Source organism: Arthrobacter sp. PM3 (assembly GCF_003352915.1).
Taxonomy (GTDB): Bacteria; Actinomycetota; Actinomycetes; order Actinomycetales; family Micrococcaceae; genus Arthrobacter.
In genome coordinates, this window is the sequence record NZ_CP022314.1 from 2639272 (window position 1) to 2656994 (window position 17723).

Below are 17723 nucleotides of genomic sequence, written 5' to 3' on the forward strand. Positions count from 1 at the left end.
CCCACCCGGACCCTCCCTCACCACCCGCACCCCCACCCGGACCCTCCCTCACCACCCGCACCCCCGGACCGGACCCTCCCTCACCACCCGCACCCCCCCAACCCGACACCTGAGGGAGCGTCACCCCCAGGACCGCCGAACCTGAGGGAGCGTCACCCTCAGGACCGCGGAACCTGAGGGAGCGTCACCCACAGGACCGCCGAACCTGACGGAGGATCATCCTCAGGACCGCCGAACCTGAGGGAGGATCACAGCCGTGACTGCGACACCCGAGGGAGCGTCATAGGGGGAGGGGAACTCCCAGCATCCTCACGGGAAAGCCCCGGCTCCGGCGGAACGTTCTCCGAGGTGGGATCGTTAGAATGCGACGGGGCTGGATTCCCTAGATCAGCCGGCCACTTCGTTCTAAGGACACTCAATGACTGAGCGCACCATCGTCATCACCGGAGCCAGCGACGGCATTGGGGCGTCCGCAGCGCGGACCTTCGCCCGGCAGGGGGATCGGGTGGTCGTCGTCGGGCGTTCCGCGGGGAAGATCGGAGCGATCGCGAACGAGCTCGGCGCCGACCACTTTGTCTGCGACTTCGCCGAGCTCGGGCAGGTCCGCACCCTGGCGGCGCAGCTGAAGGAGAAGTACCCGCGGATCGACGTCCTGGCGAACAACGCCGGCGGCATCATGGGCCCGCGCGAGCTCACCGTGGACGGCCACGAGAAGACCATCCAGGTGAACCACCTGGCCCCGTTCCTGCTCACCACCCGGCTCATCGATGTGCTCACCGCCAGCCAGGCCACCGTGATCAACACTTCAAGCGTGGCCAACTCGCTGTTCGGCAAGCTGGACATCGACGACCTCGACGCCGCCCGGGGCTACTCCACCAACCGTGCCTACGGCAACGCCAAGCTCGCCAACATCCTCTTCACCACAGAGCTCCACAACCGCTACAACGCGGAAGGGATCTCGACGGCCGCGTTCCACCCCGGCGGCGTGGCCACCAACTTCGCGGCCGACTCCACGAGCCCCATGCGCTGGGCCTACACGTCATTCCTCAAACGCTTCATGCTGACCCCGGAGCAGGGCGCGGACACCCTCGTGTGGCTCGCCAACACCACCCCCGGGCACGACTGGGTTTCCGGGACCTATTACGCGAAGCGGACCCTCGCGAAGGCCAACAAGCAGGCGTACGACGCCGGCCTGGCCAAGGCCCTCTGGCAGCGCAGCGAGGCCATGGTGGCCGAGGACCGCGACAAGTTGGAGCGGCCCGCCTGAGCCTCTCCGCTGAGCCTTCTCGGTAACCGCGTCCCCCTGGGATAGCATTTCCCTGCCCCTCGCCGACTCGCGGCTGAGGGCTTCGACCTGGGGGAGTGCCCAAACGTGCGCCTGAAGAAACTGATTATTGCCTCGCTGGCGGGGACCGCCGTCGTCCTGAGCGCCACGGCCGTGCCGGCATCCGCCGCGCCCGCGCCGAAGTCCTACAAGAACTGCACGGAGCTCAACAAGGTCTACCCGCACGGCGTCGGCCGGGCCGGTGCCCGGGACAAGACCAGCGGCAAGCCGGTCACCACGTTCCGCGTCGACAACACGCTCTACAGCTACAACGACGGCGCCGGACCCCGCCACTGGGGCGAGCACGACCTCGACCGCGACAACGACGGCATCGCCTGCGAAAAGCGCTAGGTCCCGCCGGGCGATTCGCCGCAAACGGCCGCTAAGCCATGCTGCTTAGCGGCCGTTTGCGTCCAATGGGGGCATCGGGGGAGGCAGACGACGGCGGCGCTGCAGTGCCGCGGCAGGGTCACCGGCCGGCGTCGACCTTGTCCAGGGCGGTCAGGGCGCTCTCCATGGTCCCGGCGAGGTCGCTGGCCGGGGCCGGCTTGGCGAACAGGTAGCCCTGCAGCGAGTCGCAGCCGCGCTCCAGCAGGTACTTGGCCTGCTCCGGGGTTTCGATGCCTTCCGCCGTGACCTTCAGCCCCAGGGCGTGCGCGGCATTGATCATGGTGCCGAAGAACGGGAGCTGCTCCTGTCCGGTCTTGATCATGGCCACGAAGGAGCGGTCGATCTTGACCTTGTCCAGGGGCAGCTCCCGGAGCCGGCCGAGCGTGGAGTACCCGGTGCCGAAGTCGTCCATTGCGATCCGGACCCCGGCCTCCCGCAGCTGCCGGAGCTGGCCCAGCACGTCCGAGGACGCGTCGAAGAAGACGCTTTCGGTCAGTTCGAGCGTGAGCTGGCGAGGGTCGACGCCGGTGGTCCCGGCAATCGCGAGCACGTCCGCGGCGAAGTCGCGGTGCTGGAACTGCAGGCCCGAGACGTTCACGGCGACGCTGTACGCGGCGTCGCCGGCCAGCCAGGGCCGGATCTCGGCGCAGGCGCGGCGCAGGACCTCGTCGCCGATCTCGCGAATGAGGCCGCTCTGCTCCGCCACGGGCAGGAACTGGTTGGGCGGGACGAGGCGGCCGTGGCGTTCCCAGCGCGCGAACGCCTCGAACTGCACCACCGAGCCGATGCCCGGGGAAACCACCGGCTGGTAGTGCACCGAGATCTGCCCCAGCTCCACGGCCCGCCGGAGCCCGGTTTCGCCGTCGGCCTTGTGCACGGGCGTGTTCAGCATCTCGGGCCGGAACCGCAGCCAGTTGTTCTTTCCGCCGGCTTTGGCGGCGGTCATGGCGGCGTCGGCCTGCCGCAGCAGCTCCGCCCCGTCCAGTGTCTGCGCCGTTTTGGACGCCAGGCCCAGGCTCACACCGGGCCGGATCATGGTCGCCCCGACGCGCAGGGGCTCGTACAGGGCATGGGAGATCCGCTTGGCCACGGCGTCGGCGTTGAGGCATTCGGTCAGCAGGACGGCGAATTCGTCGCCGCCCAGCCGGGCCACGGTGTCGTGCGGGCGGACGCAGTTGCGCAGCCGGCTGGCCATCTCCACGAGCAGTTCGTCCGCGGCGGAGCGGCCCAGCATGTCGTTCAGCTGCCCGAAGTCGTCCAGGTCCAGCAGCAGAATGTCCACCGGGTCAGGGCGGCGCAGCGCGGCGGCGAGCCGCTCGTTGAACAGCGGACCGTTCGGCAGGCCCGTCAAGGGGTCGCGGAGGACCACGGCCTTGAGCTCGTCGTCGTGTTCGGCGAATGCGGCCGGGGCGGCGGCCGCACCGGCAGGACGACGGCGGACGAAGTCGCCGCTCAGGGAGCTGCCAACGGAGCTGCCGGCGGTGCCGCCGAGGGGGGCCCGCCCGGGCGAGGTTCCGGACGCGGCCGGGGTGCCGGCGTCGTGCTCGGCGTCGTGCCCGGCGTAGGAACCGGCGGGGAGGGGCGCGGCCCGGTGCCCGGCGCTGCGGACGGACAGCGCGACGGACGTCCCTGCCCCGGCACCGGGGACCAGGGCACAGGTGATCTCGACCGGGAGTTCGGTGCCGTCGGCCCGGCGCCCGGACCCGGCGAACGGCGGACGCGTCCCGGCAGGTTCCCTGTCAGCCGTCCCGGCAGACTGTCTTTCAACCGTTCCGGGTGCGCCCGGACGGGCCAGGCCGGCCAGGACGCCGTGGAACGCCTCGCGGGAGGACTCGGCCAGGATCAGGCTGTGGTCCGCGCCCAGGAGCTGTGTGCGGGAGTAACCGAAGAGCCGCTCCGCGGCCGGATTGAGGAAGGAAATGGACCCGTCCGGGCCGACCAGCAGCAGTGCGTCAGGACTGTGCTCCAGCAGTAATTGTGCGAATCCAGTTTCCACGATAATTGACAGCCCCCCAGGCGACGGATACGGATGACGGCGGCCCTGCGGAGAACAAGGCGCGCTGCGCTTCCTGCATCATATGTGGTGCAGGCTCCCCGGGCGTGATGGTCATCATGCCCGAAACAAATGTGTCGAAAAGCGCTACCCGGGCAGCGGCACGCCCTCCAGCGCCGCGATGGACGCCACCGCGTTCCGGACAGCCCGTGCCCTGCGGCCCGCCGGCTCGGGGCGGGAGAACAGGAACCCCTGCAGGGCATCGCAGCCGTGGTCCATGAGGTACCTCGCCTGGGCATGGGTTTCGATGCCCTCGGCCGTGACCTTCAGCCCCAGGCTGTGGGCCATGTGGATCATGGAGGTCAGGATGGGCAGCTTCTCGGCGCCGGTGTGCAGCATGGACACGAAGGACTTGTCGATCTTCACCACATCCACCGGCAGGTCCTGCAGCCGGCCCAGCGACGAATAGCCGGTGCCGAAGTCGTCCAGCGCCACCCGGATCCCGGCGTCGCGGAGGGTCTCGAGCTGGCCGATCACGTCCGAGTGGGCGTCGAAGAACACGCTCTCGGTGACCTCAAGCACCAGCTGGCGGGGGTCGACGCCGGTCCACGCCGCAATCTCCAGGACGCGCTCGGCGAAGTCCCGGTGCTGCAGCTGCACGCCCGAGACGTTTACGGCCACGCTCCGGAACGGGTCCTCCGCAAGCCACGGCGCGAGTTCGGCGCAGCTGCTCCGGAGGACGTCGGCCCCGATCTCCCGGATCAGTCCGCTGCGTTCGGCCGTCTCGATGAAGTCATCCGGCGCGATCAGCGCGCCCTCCCACTCCCAGCGGGCCAGGGCCTCGAACTGGACCACGTCCAGCCGGTCGCTTGAGACCACGGGCTGGAAGTGGACCGTGATCTGCCCCAGCTCCACGGCCCGCCGCAGCCCGGCCGTCAGCTGGGTGCGTTCCAGCAGGGCGGCGAGCATCTCGGGCTGGAAGTGGACGTAGCAGTTCTTGCCGGCTTCTTTGGCCGCGTACATGGCGAGGTCCGCCTGCCGCAGCAGCTCCGAGGACGTCTTGGTCACGGCGTCGCGGGACGCCACGCCCAGGCTCAGGCCCGGTCGCATGAGGGTCCCTTCGATGGAGACCGGGGCGTTCAGGGTGCTGACCACCCGCCGGGCCACGGTGTCGGCGTCGTGGCAGCCCACCAGCAGGACCACGAACTCGTCGCCGCCGAGCCGGGCCACGGTGCCGTGCGGGCCCACGCAGTTCTGCAGCCGCCGGGAAATCTCCACGAGCATCTCATCCCCGGCGTGGTGGCCCAGGACGTCGTTGACTTCCTTGAAGTCGTCCAGGTCCAGCAGGAGCACGTGCACGGGCTCCGGGGTGAGCAGCGCCGCGGCGGCCCGCTCGTTGAACAGCATCCGGTTGGCCAGGCCCGTCAGCGGGTCCTGGAACGCCAGCTCCTTGAGCTTGTCCGCCTGCTCGGCCAGTTCCTCGATGGCGCGGCGGGCCTGGTCCTGGGCACGCCGGCGCGAGGTGATGTCGCGGAAGTTCCAGATCCGGCCGACGATCTTGTCCGCCACCTTCTGCGGCCGCGAGTACAGCTCCACGGTGCGGCCGTCCGCGAACTCGAGGACGTCGTGGCTTTGCATCACCGAGTCGGCGTAGAGCGCCGAAACTTTCTCCAGGAAGTGGTCCGGGTCCGCGAGCTGGCCGGCGATGAACCGGACCAGCGCGCCCGGATCCTCCGAGGCCACCAGCTCCGGCGGCATGCCCCACAGTTTGAGGTACTGGTCATTGATCCCGGTGATCTGGCCTTCGCTGGAGACCACCAGGATCCCGTCCGCCGTCGTCTCCAAGGTCGCATCCAAAAGGGAGACGGCCAGCCGGCGGCCGGCGTCGGCGTCCTCCCGGTGCCCGGCGTCGCGGACGGCGACCGCCATGGCGGTGCCGGCGTCGACCGTCACGAGAGAGCACGTGATCTCGACGGCGAGTTCGGAACCGTCGCGGCGCCGGGCGACGGCGGCGAACGGCCGGCTGCCGGCGCGGCTCTTGCGGCCCAGCCGGCCGAAGACCCGCAAGAAGCCGCCGCGTTCCCCTTCCGCGAGCAGGACGGTGTGCTGCACGCCCAGCAGCTCCTCACGGGGATAGCCGAACAGCCGCTCCGCCGCCGAGTTCACGAAGGCGACCGTGCCGTCCGAGGTCAGCAGCAGAGACGCGTCAGGGCCCTGCTCCAGCAGGGCCTCACCAAACCCAATTCCCACGACGATACCGGCCCCCAAGCGACGGATGTTCACTTCAGCGATCAAGTTCCCGGACAGAATGCCAGGTCAACGCATTTCCCTGAATCATAGGGTCCTTCGGCCCAATGTCCAGCACATCGGCCCAGTAGTTCCGGCCTGCACTTCCGTCCCCGAGTTTTTCCGGGCCGTGGATCACCGGCGGATCTCCCGCGGTCACCGGTTCCCGGGCACCCGCTCGCCCCGCAGCGCGGCGATGGCCCGGGCCGCACGGTCCAGGCCGGGCCCCAGCCCGGTCTCCGGACGGGGCCCGGAAAACAGGAAGCCCTGCAGACAATCGCAGTCCAGGTTCATGAGGTATTCGGCCTGGGCAGCCGTTTCCACGCCCTCGGCCGTGACGGTCAGGCCCAGGCCGTGCGCCATCCCGATCATGGCGTTGAGGATGGGCAGCCGTTCCGTGCCGGTGCGGATCATGGCCACAAACGACTGGTCGATCTTCAGCGTGTCCACCGGCAGGTCCTGGAGCCGCCCCAGCGAGGAGAACCCGGTGCCGAAGTCGTCCAGTGCCACGCGGACGCCGGCCAGGCGCAGGGTCACCAGTTGCCGGATCACGTGGGCGTCGTCCTCGAAGAACACGCTCTCCGTGACTTCCAGGACGAGCTGGCGCGGGTTCACGCCGCAGGACTCCGTCACGGCCAGGACCAGTTCGGCGAAGTCTCCATGCTGCAGCTGGACGCCGGAGACGTTGACGGCCAGGGACCGGGAGGCGTCCTCGTCCAGCCAGGGCTTGAGCTCGGTGCAGGCGCGCAGCAGCACCTCGGTGCCGATCTCGACAATCAGGCCGCTGCGTTCCGCCGCCGGGATGAACTGCTTCGGCGCCACGAGCACCCCGTCCCGCTCCCAGCGGGCCAGGGCCTCGACCTTGGCCACCTTCCCCAAAGCCGCCGAGATGATCGGCTGGTAGTGGACGGCGATCTGCCCGTTGTCCACGGCCAGCCGCAGCCCGGCTTCGAGATCGTTGCGGTCCAGCAGGGCTTGCATCATCTCGGGCCGGAAGCGCTTGTAGCGGTTCTTGCCCGCCGCCTTGGCCGCATACATGGCGACGTCGGCCCGCCGGAGGAGCTCGGAGGCGTCCACGGCGTCCTCGCTGATGGAGGCCAGGCCCAGGCTCAGGCTGGGCCGGAGCATGGTCCCGTCGATCCACACGGGGACCCGCAGCGAGTCGACGATCCGGGCGGCGACCGCCTCGGGATCCAGCGAACCCACCAGGAGAACGACGAATTCGTCGCCGCCCAGCCGGGCCACGACGTCGTTCGGGCGGACGCACGTGCGCAGCCGCCGGCCGACCTCGATCAGCATCTGGTCTCCGGCGTGGTGGCCCAGGATGTCGTTGACTTCCTTGAAGTCATCCAGGTCCAGGAGCAGGACGTCGACGGCGGTGCCGCACGGGCCGGCGAGGGCGGTTTCGAGATAGTTGTTGAACAGCTGCCGGTTGGACAGCCCGGTCAGGCTGTCCGTGAACGCCAGCGCCTTGAGCTGGGCGGACTGGTCGGCGAGATCCGCCAGCGCGTGGGCAATGCGGTCCTGCGCCACCTTGGCCGCGGTGACGTCGCGGAAGCTCCACACCCGGCCGACCACCTGGTCCGCGACCTTCTGCGGCCGGGAATAGCGTTCAAACGTCCGGCCGTCGCGGAAGTTCAGGACATCGTGGCTCTCGGCCGCGGGATCGGCGTAGAGGGATTCGACGCGGCCGACGAACTGCGCGGGATCCTGTAGCTGGTCCAGGACGAACGCCAACACGGCGTCGTCGTCCCGGGTGGCCAGCAGCTCCCGCGGGATGCCCCACATGGTGAGGAACTGGTTGTTGACGCCGGCGATCTGGCCCTCGCTGCTGACCACCAGGATGCCGTCGGCCGTGGATTCGAGCGTCGCGGTCAGCAGCGACATCGCCTCGCGGAGGCTGTCGTCGGTCTCCGGCCGGTGCGAGGTGTCCCGGACGGCGACCACCATGCTCGCGGTGTCGGTGTCGGGGCCGGTCTTGAGGAGGGAATAGGCCACTTCGGCCGGGAACTCCGTGCCGTCCCGGCGCAGCCCGTAGGCGTCCACCGGAACTGTGGCGCCGGCGTCGGCCCCGGCATCACGGCGGAGGTTGAAGAACATCCGCTGGAAGCCGTTCCGGAACCCCTCGGCCAGGAGCCTGCGGTGGTCCGACCCCACGAGCTCCCCGCGGGCGTACCCGAAGAGGCGCTCGGCGGCGGGATTGACCATCCGGATGGAGCCGTCCTCGGCCAGTACCAGCAGGGCATCGGGGCTGGACTCTGCCAGCTGCCCGTAGCCGGCCGTGCCGGACGCTTCCGCCGGGTACGACGGCGCCGTCACGCGCCGACCGCCGGGCGAGCCTGAGACCACCAACAAACCATTCAAACCCCTCCCATCCGGAAATCATAGGCGTCCGGACGGTGCCCGGGGCAGTCAACACGGCGGGCCGGGCAGCACCCCGGCCGCCACCCCGCCCGCAGGGAAGCCACCAATCCCCGTTGCGCTATGACGTTTGGTGCTTAAGCCCGCGCTTAAACCCGTGGTCTGGCCGCCCCAAGTGACAGGGCAACGGGGCGGGAGTGGGGTGCCGGGGGCGACGCGGCCTCGGGATGGCCGATCACGGCCTTGTAGTGACCCACGAGCTCGGCGCTGAGAGCGGACCACGTCCTGCCCTGGACCGCGGCGTGCGCGGCCGCCGCGAAGGCACGGCGCTTGGCGTCGTCGCCGATCAGGTCCATCACGCGGGCGCGGAGCGCGGCGAGGTCGCCGGGTTCGTACAGCCATCCGGTCCGGGAATTCTCCACGAGGTCCAACGGGCCGCCCCGGCCCGTGGCCACCACGGGCACGCCGGATGCCATGGCCTCCTGGATGGTCTGGCAGAAGGTCTCGAACTCGCCGGGGTGGACGAAGAGATCGAAGGATGCCACCGCCCGGGGCAGGTCCGCGCCGCCGAGGAACCCGGTGAAGACGACGTCCGGCAGCGCCGCTTCCAGGGCCGGCCGCTGCGGCCCGTCGCCCACGATCACCAGCCGGGTCCCGGGAACATCGGCCAGCACGGCGAGGTCCTCCACCTGCTTCTCGGCCGCCAGCCGGCCCACATAGCCGATCACGCGCTCGCCGCCGGGGGCCACGGAAGCCCGCCACTCGGCGTCGCGCTTGTCCGGGGTGAACCGCCGGGTGTCCACGCCGCGCCGCCACATGTCCACGCGCGGAATGCCGCGGCCGCGGAGCTGGTTGAGCGCAAAAGTGGACGGGACCAGGGTCCGCGATGCCAGCAGGTGAATCTGCTCCACCCGGCTCCAGGCCCAGTTCTCCAGGAAAGGGACCCCGTACCGGGAGGCGTAGCCGGGGACCTCGGTCTGGTAGATCGCGACGGTGGGGATTCCTAGCTGGCGGGCGGCCTGGGCTGCCCGCCAGCCGAGCACGAACGGGGACGCGAGGTGGACGACGTCGGGTGCGTAGTCGGCAAGGATTCGCTTGACCCGATACACACCGCCTAACGCCACCCGCACATTCGCATAGCCGGCCAGCGGAACCGACGGGAGCCGGTGGACGTGGGCGCCGTAAACTTCGTCCGGGACGACTGTGTCCTTCGTGGACGGCGTGGACGGGGCGATCACGAGCACCTCGTCCCCGCGTTCCTGCAGATGTTCCAGCACGCGCAGGATGGAGTGGGTAACCCCGTTCATGAGCGGCAGGAATGATTCGGCGACGATTGCGATCCTCACCCCTCCACGGTGGGGGCGGCGGCTTGCGACGCGGGGGAGCGGGCGTAACCGGCAGGGGAAGATCGGGTTAACACACGGGCGAAGAAATCAGCGCAACATCGCGGGGAGGGCGTGAGCGATCGTCGTCATGCGTTGACGGCGCACCACGACCTATAGGCGGTGCCGGGCGGCATGGCGGAAGGACGGGCTATAGCGGATCGGGCCAGTTCCCGACCGGGCCGCGGGTCTGCATGCCGGAAACCTTCGGTAACCTGGCAGCCGGCCCGATGGGCTCACGCGTATTGCCTTCCATCTGAAAATACCTCCAGAGGCGACGGAACTTCAGGATACGCCCGCCGCCCCGCAGCGTCCAGAGCCCCTCAGCCCGGCTTGAGCACGTCCGGGAGTTCGTCGACGAAAACGGTCTGGGGCGGCTCGAAATAGATGACCAGGACCTGCTCGCCCACGGCGAAGACGCTGCTCTTGTCGAATGGATGGGCGTGGAACGCGCTGGTGCCGCCGCGGACGGGCAGCATGACCTCGCCGATGGTGCCCGGCCCGATCCGTCCGGTGACGCGGCCGATCTTCCCGGTCAGGCTCCGGTCAACATCCTTGTGCATCATGCGCCCCGGATTTCCGTCCCCATCCCGGCCCTACGCCTCCGGTGCCTTAGCTTCCCGTTTGGCCGCGCTCCGGCCGTTCTTGAGCGCGGACGAGAGCGCCGGCAGGTACTCGCCCACCTGTGCCAAAACCCCGCCGATCATCCGGTTGATTCCCTCGCCGCCGTTCAGGACAGTCATCTGGCCCACGTGGGCGAACGGCTCGGCCGCGGCCGCGATGATTGCCGGCATGTTCTCAGCCATTTGCTGGGAGATGACGGCGTCCTGGTTGGTGCCGAGCGCTTCGGCCCGGGCCTTGATGCCCTCCGCCTCCGCCAGCGCCTTGGCCCGGATCGCGGAGGCGGCGGCATCGCCGCGTGCCTTCGTGGCGGCGGCCTCGGCCTCTCCGGTGACCTTGGTGGCCCCGGCTGCGGCGGCTGCTGCGTTCGCGTTCGCCTGGGCCTGCAGTTCGGTCCGGCGCGCGTTGGCCTGGGCCTCGAGCTCGGTGCGCCGGGCCAGGGCCTCGGCGGCGCTGATGTCCGCGGATTTCTGGCCCTCGGCGTCGGTGCGCTTGGCGTAGGCCTTCGCGTCCGCGGGTTTCCGGATGGTGGTCTGGAGCTTCTGTTCCTCCCGGTCCGCCTCGAGCTTGGCCACCTCGGTTTCCTGGACCACCACCTGCTGGCGTGCCGTCGCGTCCGCCAGCGGGCCGGCCTGGGCCGCGTTCGCCTTGGCGCGCTCGGCGTTGGCCTGCGCCACCGACTGCCGGATCGCGGACACGCTCCGGGCATCGGCAATGAGGGCCTCGGCCTCCGCTTCCTTTTCCGCAGCCTCCCGGTTCCGGGTGGCCTCGGCGATCCGGGCCTCCATCTTGACGAGGGCGATGTGGGGCATGGCGATGTTCTGGATGTAGCCCGTGGGGTCCTGGAGGTCCTTGATCTGCAGCGAGTCGACCACCAGCCCCAGCTTCTCCATTTCGACGCCGCTGGCGCTGCGGACCTGGGAGGCCAGCTTGTCGCGCTCGCGGATGATTTCTTCCACCGTCATGCTGCCGATGATGGAGCGGAGGTGGCCTTCGAAGACGTTGTAGACCTGGCTCTCCATTTTGGGCTGCTGGCCCAGGAACCGCCGCGCGGCGTTGGCGATGAACGGCGGAGCATCCCCGATCTTGTAGATGACCACGCCTTCAACTATTACCTGGATGCCCTGGGACGTCACGCAGGAGACTTTGAGTTCGGTTTCATTCAGCGTCAGCGACAGCGCCCGCACAGTCTGGAGGCCGGGAAGCACCAGGGCCCCCTTGCCCGTGACGATCTTGAAGTCCATCCCCTCCCGGGTGTCCAGGGTGCCGCGGGTCAGGCCGGAGATGATCAGGGCCTCGTTCGGTTCGGCCACCTTCCACATCAGTTTCGTCGCCACCCAGATGACGCCGACGACGACGGCCGCGCCCAGGATGATCGAAATGAGCGGGTAGAACGCTGACAAGTCCGGCATGACCAGGTCCCTTCACGGCGGTGGAAAAGGTGGAAAGCAAAGCCCCTAACGATGCTGCTGGCAGTCCCGGCCGGCGTGGAAGGCGTGAACGAAGGCGCCGCCCCAGCCAGCTGTTGTACACAGTCTGGGGTCCTTGATGCTTGGAAGTCCAGCAATCCGGCCGTGCCAGTTCCCGGCGGTGCCGAAAGCCCCTGTCGGAGCAGCCCCGCACCGTGCCAGCGTGGGAGGGCGGGCACCGCGGGCGCGGGCCCGTGAAGGGGGATGGCGATGCGCCTCCGGGCCCGGCTGGCCGCTACGGCAGCCATGAGCGCGATTGCGGGAGACATCTGGCGGGCTGAGCGGGCCGGCCAGAACGCGATCGAACGGCGCCAGCGCGAGCGGCTCGCCGCGCTTGTGGAGTACGCACGCTCGGCCTCGCCCTTCTACCGCCGCCTGTACCGGGACGTCCCCGACCCAAAGGCCGCCACCGAGCCCGGCGGGGACCTGCTCGCGGTTTTGCGCGAACTGCCGCCGGTAGGCAAACGCGAGCTTATGGACAACTTCGACGACTGGGTGACCGACCCCCACATCACCCTCGCCGGCCTGAAAACGGATCTCCTCAGCGAGCCCGCGCGTGCCGGCACCGTCTACCGCGGCCGGTACCTGGTGCTGACGACGTCGGGATCCACCGGAGAGCCCGCGGTCCTGGTCCATGACCGCAACTCCTGGCTCGTGGCCAACCTGCTCGCCCGGATCCGCGAACGGCGGACCCTCGTGTCAGCCGCGGAAATCCGGGCGTTCCTGCGCCGGGGGCTCCGGGGCGCGGCGCTGATCGCCGACGGGGACCATTTTGCCGGCGTCGTCATGACGGAAATGGCGCGCCGCCGCAGCCCGTCCATCGCCCGGCGGCTCCGCGTCTTCTCCGTCCTCCGGCCGCTGCCGGAGCTCGTGGCGGAGCTCAACGAATTCCAGCCGACCATGCTCTACGGGTATCCGAGCGCCATGCTGCAACTGGCCGCCGAACAGAAGGCGGGCCGGCTCCGGATCCGGCCGGTCATGGCGGTCGCCTCCGGGGAGGCCCTGGCGGCGGACGATGCGGCGGCCATCGAGGCGGCCCTCGGCTGCCGCACCACGGTGCGCTACCTGGCTTCGGAGGCACTGGCCCTGACCAGCCGGTGCCGGCTGGGACAGTTCCATGTCAACGCGGACTGGTACATCGTGGAGCCGGTGGACGAGCACTACCAGCCTGTCCCGGCCGGGCAGCTCTCCCACACGGTGCTGGTCACCAACCTGGCCAACCGGGTCCAGCCGCTGATCCGCTACAACCTCGGCGACCGGGTGCAGATGGCCGCGGCCCCGTGCGCCTGCGGCAGCCCGTTCCCCGCGCTCCGGGTCGAGGGCCGCAGCGGCGACCTGTTGTCCTTTGCCGCCGGCGGGGGAGCGGTAACGGTGCTGCCGCTGGCGCTGGGCACCGTGATCGAGGAAACCCCCGGTGTCCGGCGGTTCCAGGCCATCCGCACCGGGCCGCGGCAGCTGACCGTGCGGCTCGAGCTCTGGCCGGAAAGCACGACGGCGGCCGTGCGGACGGCGGTTGCGGAACGCCTGGGTGCGTTCTTCGCCGCCCGGGGGGCCGACGTCGTGGAGGTCCGGTTTGCCGATGAGCCGCCCCTGCCGGACCGCAGCGGCAAGTTCCGCGAGGTCTGGTCCGCCTGGACGGGGTGAGCTGCTGCGTCCCGGCCGTCCGCCGTGTTGTGCTGGAGGCTAATGCTGGTCGAGGATCCTGCGGGCATCGCGCTGGGCCTGAAGCTGGTCCTCGGTCACGGTCTGTCCGGTCAGGTAACCGGCGGATGCCATGATCCTGCGCAGTTCGGCGACCGTCCGGGGCGCCGGCACACCGTGGTGGGCCATGGCGTGGCAGTTAGCGCACAGCGGCACCAGATCCGCGACAGGATCCAGCTCGTAACCGCCGCCCAGCTGCGATGCCGGGACCAGGTGGTGGACGGGAATGAAGTCCTTGCCGATCTCCCCGTAGGCGATTTCGAAGGAGAACCCGCACGCAGCGCAGCTGGTCCCGTGATGAGCGATGCAGGCCCGCCGGGAGTCCTGGCTGTGCTCGTACCGGTAGACCTGCACCCGGCTGACCGCATCCGCCGGGACGGTGCCCGGTACCGGCCGGGTGGGATCGGCCGGCGGCTGCGGGCCAAACTCGCTCCAGAGTCCGCGGAGCAGCGGTTCGTCGGCCGGTTCAACGGGTGTTCCGGAGCCGTGCAGCGCGTTCCAGTTGATGCCGGGTACAGCCTCCTGAAGGACCCCGGGCGGGACCTGGTCCCCGGCCGGAAGCAGGGAATCGAAGGCCACACGGACGGACCGCGGGGAACCCGCCGGCCGCTCCGACACGACCACGCCGTGGCCGATCAGGCCGGCGCCGTGCCGGTCGTGGAGCACCAGCCATGCCTCCGCGCCGGGAGCAGCGGCTGCCTTGCCGCCGAGCCCCCAGGTGGCCAGGAACCAGCCCGTATCGGCGACCTCTTCCACGACCTCCGGGTAGATCCACCCGTTCCATTCGTCGGGGTTCCAGACGAGGATGATGGCTGTCATGAGCCTATTGTCGCAGGGCCGATTGTCGCAGTGCTGGTCAGCCCGGCGGGGCCGCGGCGGCCTGGACATGATTGCCGGGGACCGCCTGGCAGGTGGCATTCAGGGTGTCCACCGCGATGGCCTCCATTTCGTGCAGGATGCGGGAGGCGCCGGACTGGAGCGGCTGCGGCGGGTAGGCCACGGCCATGGCCAGCTGCCGGGTTCCGTCCGCGCTGGTCAGGGCGATGGTGCCGTAGCCGGGCACGTCGCCGGGATGGCCGTAGTAGAAGTTGTTCGTGCAGAGGTCGTTCCAGCGGACGACGCCGAGTGCGTACCTGGCGTACAGCGGGCTTTCCATCTGTGTGACGGTGCCGGCCTTGAGCAGCCGGTTCTGCAGCAGGGCGCGGTAGAAGTTGTTCACGTCCGTCATGGAGGACACCATCCCGGCGGCGGCGTTGTCGATCTGGGCGGCCGGGTAGCTGACGTCGAGCCGTTTGCGGTCCAGCGTGATGTACCCGTGGACCATGTCCGCAGGCGGAAGGCCGGCCGCCGTCATGAGGGTCTCGTCCAGGCCCAGCGGCTCGATGATGTCCGTGCGGATCACCTCGCCGATCCGCCGGCCGCGCAGGCGCTCGACGATCAGCGCCAGGGCGATGTAGTTGGAGTTGGAGTACTCGAATCCCTGAGCCAGTTTTGCCTGCCAGGAGATCCGGCCCGCCATGGCCAGCAGGTCCGCCAGGCTCACCTTGGTGGTCAGCGCCTGCCGTACGGTGGCCGGATCGAAGAGGGGCCCGTCCACCGACGGCATGCCGGAGCGGTGCTGGAGCAGCTGGCGGACCGTCACGGGCCCGGGCGGGTGCATGACCTGGTTGAACTCCGGCAGGTACGTGCTGACCGGCGCGTCGAGCTCAAGCCGGCCTTCCTCCACCAGCTTGAGCACGGTCACCGCCACCATGGACTTGGTGATCCCGCCGATGTGGACCGGGTCCGTGATGGCGGCACGGGCACGGCCGTCGAGGGTGCGGACACCGTACGCGGCGGACCACTCGTCCGCGCCCAGGCGGAGCTGGATCAGCACCGCCGGGGCGCCGTTGTCCAGCATTCTGGTGCCGAAGTCCTCGAGCATGCTCCGGTAGCCGGGCTCGGACGGCGTCGGCTGCACCGGTGGTTCCGGCCCCGGACTGCATCCGCCCAGGACCGCCGTGAGAAGGACGGCGACGACGGCGGCCCTGAGCCGGAGGGTTGAGCCACGAATCCAGGTCACCGACATGGAGGGTCCTTCTTGCGGTCGGGTATGCACTCGGGGCAGGAGATGCCGTGGCCACCCCCTCCGCCTGGCCGGGCACAGTCCTGACCCTTGTGATGGTCCTCAGCCGGGCCTCCGCCGTCAAGGGCCGAAGGGGCGTGATTGGACGAAAATGGCCGCCAAGCGGAGGTGCTTGGCGGCCATCTTCGTCCAACGGGCAGGAGCGTCCGGCGGGAGTCCGGCGGGGAATGGTGCGGTCAGCCGGTGGCCCCGGCCGCCGCTGCAACCCCGGCCGCCGCGGCGCCGGCCACCATGGGGTGGTCGCGGTGGAGGTTCCCCAAGGCCGCGGCGCCCTGCGGGGAGCCCAGGTCCTCGAAGAATTCCACGTTGGCGCGCACATAGTCGAGCCATTCGTCCGGGACGTCGTCCGCGTAGTAGATGGCCTCGACCGGGCACACCGGATCGCAGGCGCCGCAGTCCACGCACTCGGACGGGTGGATGTAGAGCGAGCGTTCGCCCTCATAGATGCAGTCCACCGGGCATTCCTCGATGCACGCCTTGTCCTTCACGTCCACGCAGGGCTGCGCGATCACATACGTCACGGCAGGTCAGATCCCCGTGTAGACGGTCTTGCCCCACGTGAAGAAGTCCAGGGCGGACTTGCCCTGCTCGCGGAACGTGTTGGTGGAGGAGTCCTTGACGCCGCCGAACGGCACGTTCAGGTCCAGGCCCGCCGTCGGACGGTTGACCTTGATGACCCCGGCCTGGGCGCGGGCGGCGAAATCGGTGGCGAGGGTCAGCGAGTCGGTGCAGATGCCGGCGGTGAGACCGTAGCGGGAATCGTTGATGGCGGCGAGCCCGGCCTCGTAGTCCGGGACCTCCAGGACCGCCACCACGGGGCCGAAAATCTCCTCGGTCACGGCGGCGTCGTCAAAGGCAAGACCGGTGAGCACCGCGGGCGGGAACAGGAACCCGGCGTCCGTGCCGCCGTCGAGCTCGCTGTTGTCATAAGCGCCGTGCAGCAGTGTGGCGCCGCGTTCGACGGCGGAGCGCACCGCCGCCTGGTTCTGCGCGAACTGCTGGGCGCTCACCACAGCCCCCATGGACGCGTCCAGGCCGTCACCGGGGGTGTAGGCGGCGGCTTCCTCGACCAGCGCGGCGAGGAAGGCGGCGCGGATGCCGGGGGTGACGTAGACGCGGGAGGTCGCGGTGCAGGCCTGGCCGGTCAGCCCAAACGCGCCGGCGGCGACCACCTTGGCGGCCTTGCGGGGATCGGCGTCGTCCAGGACCAGCACCCCGTTCTTGCCGCCCATTTCCAGCTGCACCCGGGCCCGGCGGGCGTTCAGGATCTCCTGCAGGCCCAGGCCCACCGCGGTGGATCCGGTGAAGGACATCCCGGCGATCCGCGGGTCGCGGGCCAGGGCGTCGCCCACCACGCGGCCCTTGCCGTGGACCACGTTGAACACCCCGGCCGGCAGCCCGGCATCCTGCAGGGCACGGGCCAGGTGCGTCGCGGACAGCGGGGTGAGTTCGGCCGGCTTGATCACCACGGTGTTGCCGCTGATCAGCGCCGGGGCGGCTTTCCAGGCCGGGATCGCGATGGGGAAGTTCCACGGCGTGATGAGCCCGACCACGCCCAGCGGCTCGCGCCGGGTGGTGATGGTGGTGTCCGGCAGGCCGCTGGGCAGCACCTCGCCGGTGGCGGCCCAGCCGAGCGAGCCGAAGAACCGCAGCACGTCCGAGGCGCGCTTGACCTCGCCCTTGGCCTCGGCGAGGGTCTTGCCTTCTTCCCGGACGAGGTCCTCGGCGACGGCGGCCTGGCGTTCGAGCAGGAGGTCGCCGGCGGCCATGAGGATGGCGCCGCGGGCCGGGGCGGGCAGCGCGGCCCAGCCCGGCTGGGCGGCGGCCGCGGCCGTGATGGCGGCTTCTGCGTCGGCGGCCGTGCCGCTGGGGGAGAGGGCCGCGAGTTCGCCGGGGCGGGCCGGGTTCATGCGTTCGGTGTCCGCCTCGCCGAGCCAGACGCCGTTGATGAGGTGCCGGGCGGTGATCAGGTCCGGGGTGGTGGAGGTGGGGAAATCGGTCGCGGTGGAAGTCATGATGGTCCCCTTGAATGTTGGGATGGTCAGTGGTGGGAAGGTGGGTGGCGGGAAGC

At 69.9% G+C, this 17723-nt stretch carries 13 protein-coding genes; 3 read left to right on the forward strand and 10 right to left on the reverse strand.

The window, feature by feature from the left end; translation table 11 throughout:
- Positions 1–418: 418 nt before the first annotated feature.
- Together CFN17_RS12065 and CFN17_RS12070 are read left to right on the forward strand one after the other, a co-directional pair.
- Positions 419–1267 (forward strand): SDR family NAD(P)-dependent oxidoreductase, encoded by an 849-nt coding sequence (locus CFN17_RS12065; RefSeq protein ID WP_208747936.1) that lies wholly within the window; start codon positions 419–421, stop codon positions 1265–1267.
- Between the two features lie 105 nt (positions 1268–1372).
- Positions 1373–1675, forward strand: coding sequence for an excalibur calcium-binding domain-containing protein (locus CFN17_RS12070; RefSeq protein ID WP_261792181.1), 303 nt, complete (start codon positions 1373–1375; stop codon positions 1673–1675).
- Between the two features lie 118 nt (positions 1676–1793).
- On the opposite strand, the gene CFN17_RS12075 is transcribed toward CFN17_RS12070, so the two are convergent.
- The 6 genes from CFN17_RS12075 to CFN17_RS12100 form a co-directional block, all read right to left on the reverse strand.
- A complete protein-coding gene (locus CFN17_RS12075) occupies positions 1794–3710 on the reverse strand; it encodes a bifunctional diguanylate cyclase/phosphodiesterase (RefSeq protein WP_208747937.1) in 1917 nt (638 codons plus the stop codon).
- A gap of 144 nt (positions 3711–3854) precedes the next feature.
- The gene (locus CFN17_RS12080; protein ID WP_208747938.1) at positions 3855–5975 is read right to left on the reverse strand and encodes a bifunctional diguanylate cyclase/phosphodiesterase; all 2121 of its coding nucleotides are present in this window, start codon (positions 5973–5975) and stop codon (positions 3855–3857) included.
- A gap of 174 nt (positions 5976–6149) precedes the next feature.
- Complete coding sequence (locus tag CFN17_RS12085; protein ID WP_261792462.1) at positions 6150–8312, reverse strand: EAL domain-containing protein; 2163 nt, start codon at positions 8310–8312, stop codon at positions 6150–6152.
- 191 nt (positions 8313–8503) lie between these two features.
- Positions 8504–9700, reverse strand: a complete 1197-nt coding sequence (locus CFN17_RS12090) for a glycosyltransferase family 1 protein (protein ID WP_208747940.1) — start codon at positions 9698–9700, stop codon at positions 8504–8506.
- Positions 9701–10059: 359 nt separating this feature from the next.
- On the reverse strand, positions 10060–10299 hold the full coding sequence (locus CFN17_RS12095; RefSeq protein WP_208751469.1) for a hypothetical protein: 240 nt from the start codon (positions 10297–10299) through the stop codon (positions 10060–10062).
- Between the two features lie 33 nt (positions 10300–10332).
- Positions 10333–11769, reverse strand: a complete 1437-nt coding sequence (locus CFN17_RS12100; protein WP_208747941.1) for a flotillin family protein — start codon at positions 11767–11769, stop codon at positions 10333–10335.
- 261 nt (positions 11770–12030) lie between these two features.
- Between CFN17_RS12100 and CFN17_RS12105 the strand changes: the two genes are divergently transcribed.
- Positions 12031–13470: a phenylacetate--CoA ligase family protein gene (locus CFN17_RS12105; RefSeq protein WP_261792182.1), complete on the forward strand. Its 1440-nt coding sequence runs from the start codon at positions 12031–12033 to the stop codon at positions 13468–13470.
- Positions 13471–13509: 39 nt separating this feature from the next.
- On the opposite strand, the gene CFN17_RS12110 is transcribed toward CFN17_RS12105, so the two are convergent.
- The 4 genes from CFN17_RS12110 to CFN17_RS12125 form a co-directional block, all read right to left on the reverse strand.
- Positions 13510–14346: an HNH endonuclease gene (locus tag CFN17_RS12110; RefSeq protein WP_208747942.1), complete on the reverse strand. Its 837-nt coding sequence runs from the start codon at positions 14344–14346 to the stop codon at positions 13510–13512.
- Between the two features lie 37 nt (positions 14347–14383).
- Positions 14384–15595 carry a serine hydrolase gene (locus CFN17_RS12115; protein WP_208747943.1) on the reverse strand — a complete coding sequence of 404 codons (1212 nt, stop codon included), beginning with the start codon at positions 15593–15595 and terminating at the stop codon, positions 14384–14386.
- Positions 15596–15828: 233 nt separating this feature from the next.
- A complete protein-coding gene (fdxA, locus tag CFN17_RS12120; RefSeq protein ID WP_208747944.1) occupies positions 15829–16173 on the reverse strand; it encodes a ferredoxin in 345 nt (114 codons plus the stop codon).
- Between the two features lie 6 nt (positions 16174–16179).
- Positions 16180–17667, reverse strand: a complete 1488-nt coding sequence (locus tag CFN17_RS12125) for an aldehyde dehydrogenase family protein (protein WP_208747945.1) — start codon at positions 17665–17667, stop codon at positions 16180–16182.
- Between the last annotated feature and the right edge of the window lie 56 nt (positions 17668–17723).

Excerpts from the sequence above, each read along its gene's own strand:
- CFN17_RS12065 (WP_208747936.1), top strand. The coding sequence starts at position 419 with ATGACTGAGCGCACCATCGTCATCACCGGAGCCAGCGACGGCATTGGG.
- CFN17_RS12095 (WP_208751469.1), bottom strand. The coding sequence starts at position 10,299 with ATGCACAAGGATGTTGACCGGAGCCTGACCGGGAAGATCGGCCGCGTC.
- CFN17_RS12100 (WP_208747941.1), bottom strand. The coding sequence starts at position 11,769 with ATGCCGGACTTGTCAGCGTTCTACCCGCTCATTTCGATCATCCTGGGC.
- CFN17_RS12105 (WP_261792182.1), top strand. The coding sequence starts at position 12,031 with ATGGCGATGCGCCTCCGGGCCCGGCTGGCCGCTACGGCAGCCATGAGC.
- CFN17_RS12110 (WP_208747942.1), bottom strand. The coding sequence starts at position 14,346 with ATGACAGCCATCATCCTCGTCTGGAACCCCGACGAATGGAACGGGTGG.
- CFN17_RS12115 (WP_208747943.1), bottom strand. The coding sequence starts at position 15,595 with ATGTCGGTGACCTGGATTCGTGGCTCAACCCTCCGGCTCAGGGCCGCC.
- CFN17_RS12125 (WP_208747945.1), bottom strand. The coding sequence starts at position 17,667 with ATGACTTCCACCGCGACCGATTTCCCCACCTCCACCACCCCGGACCTG.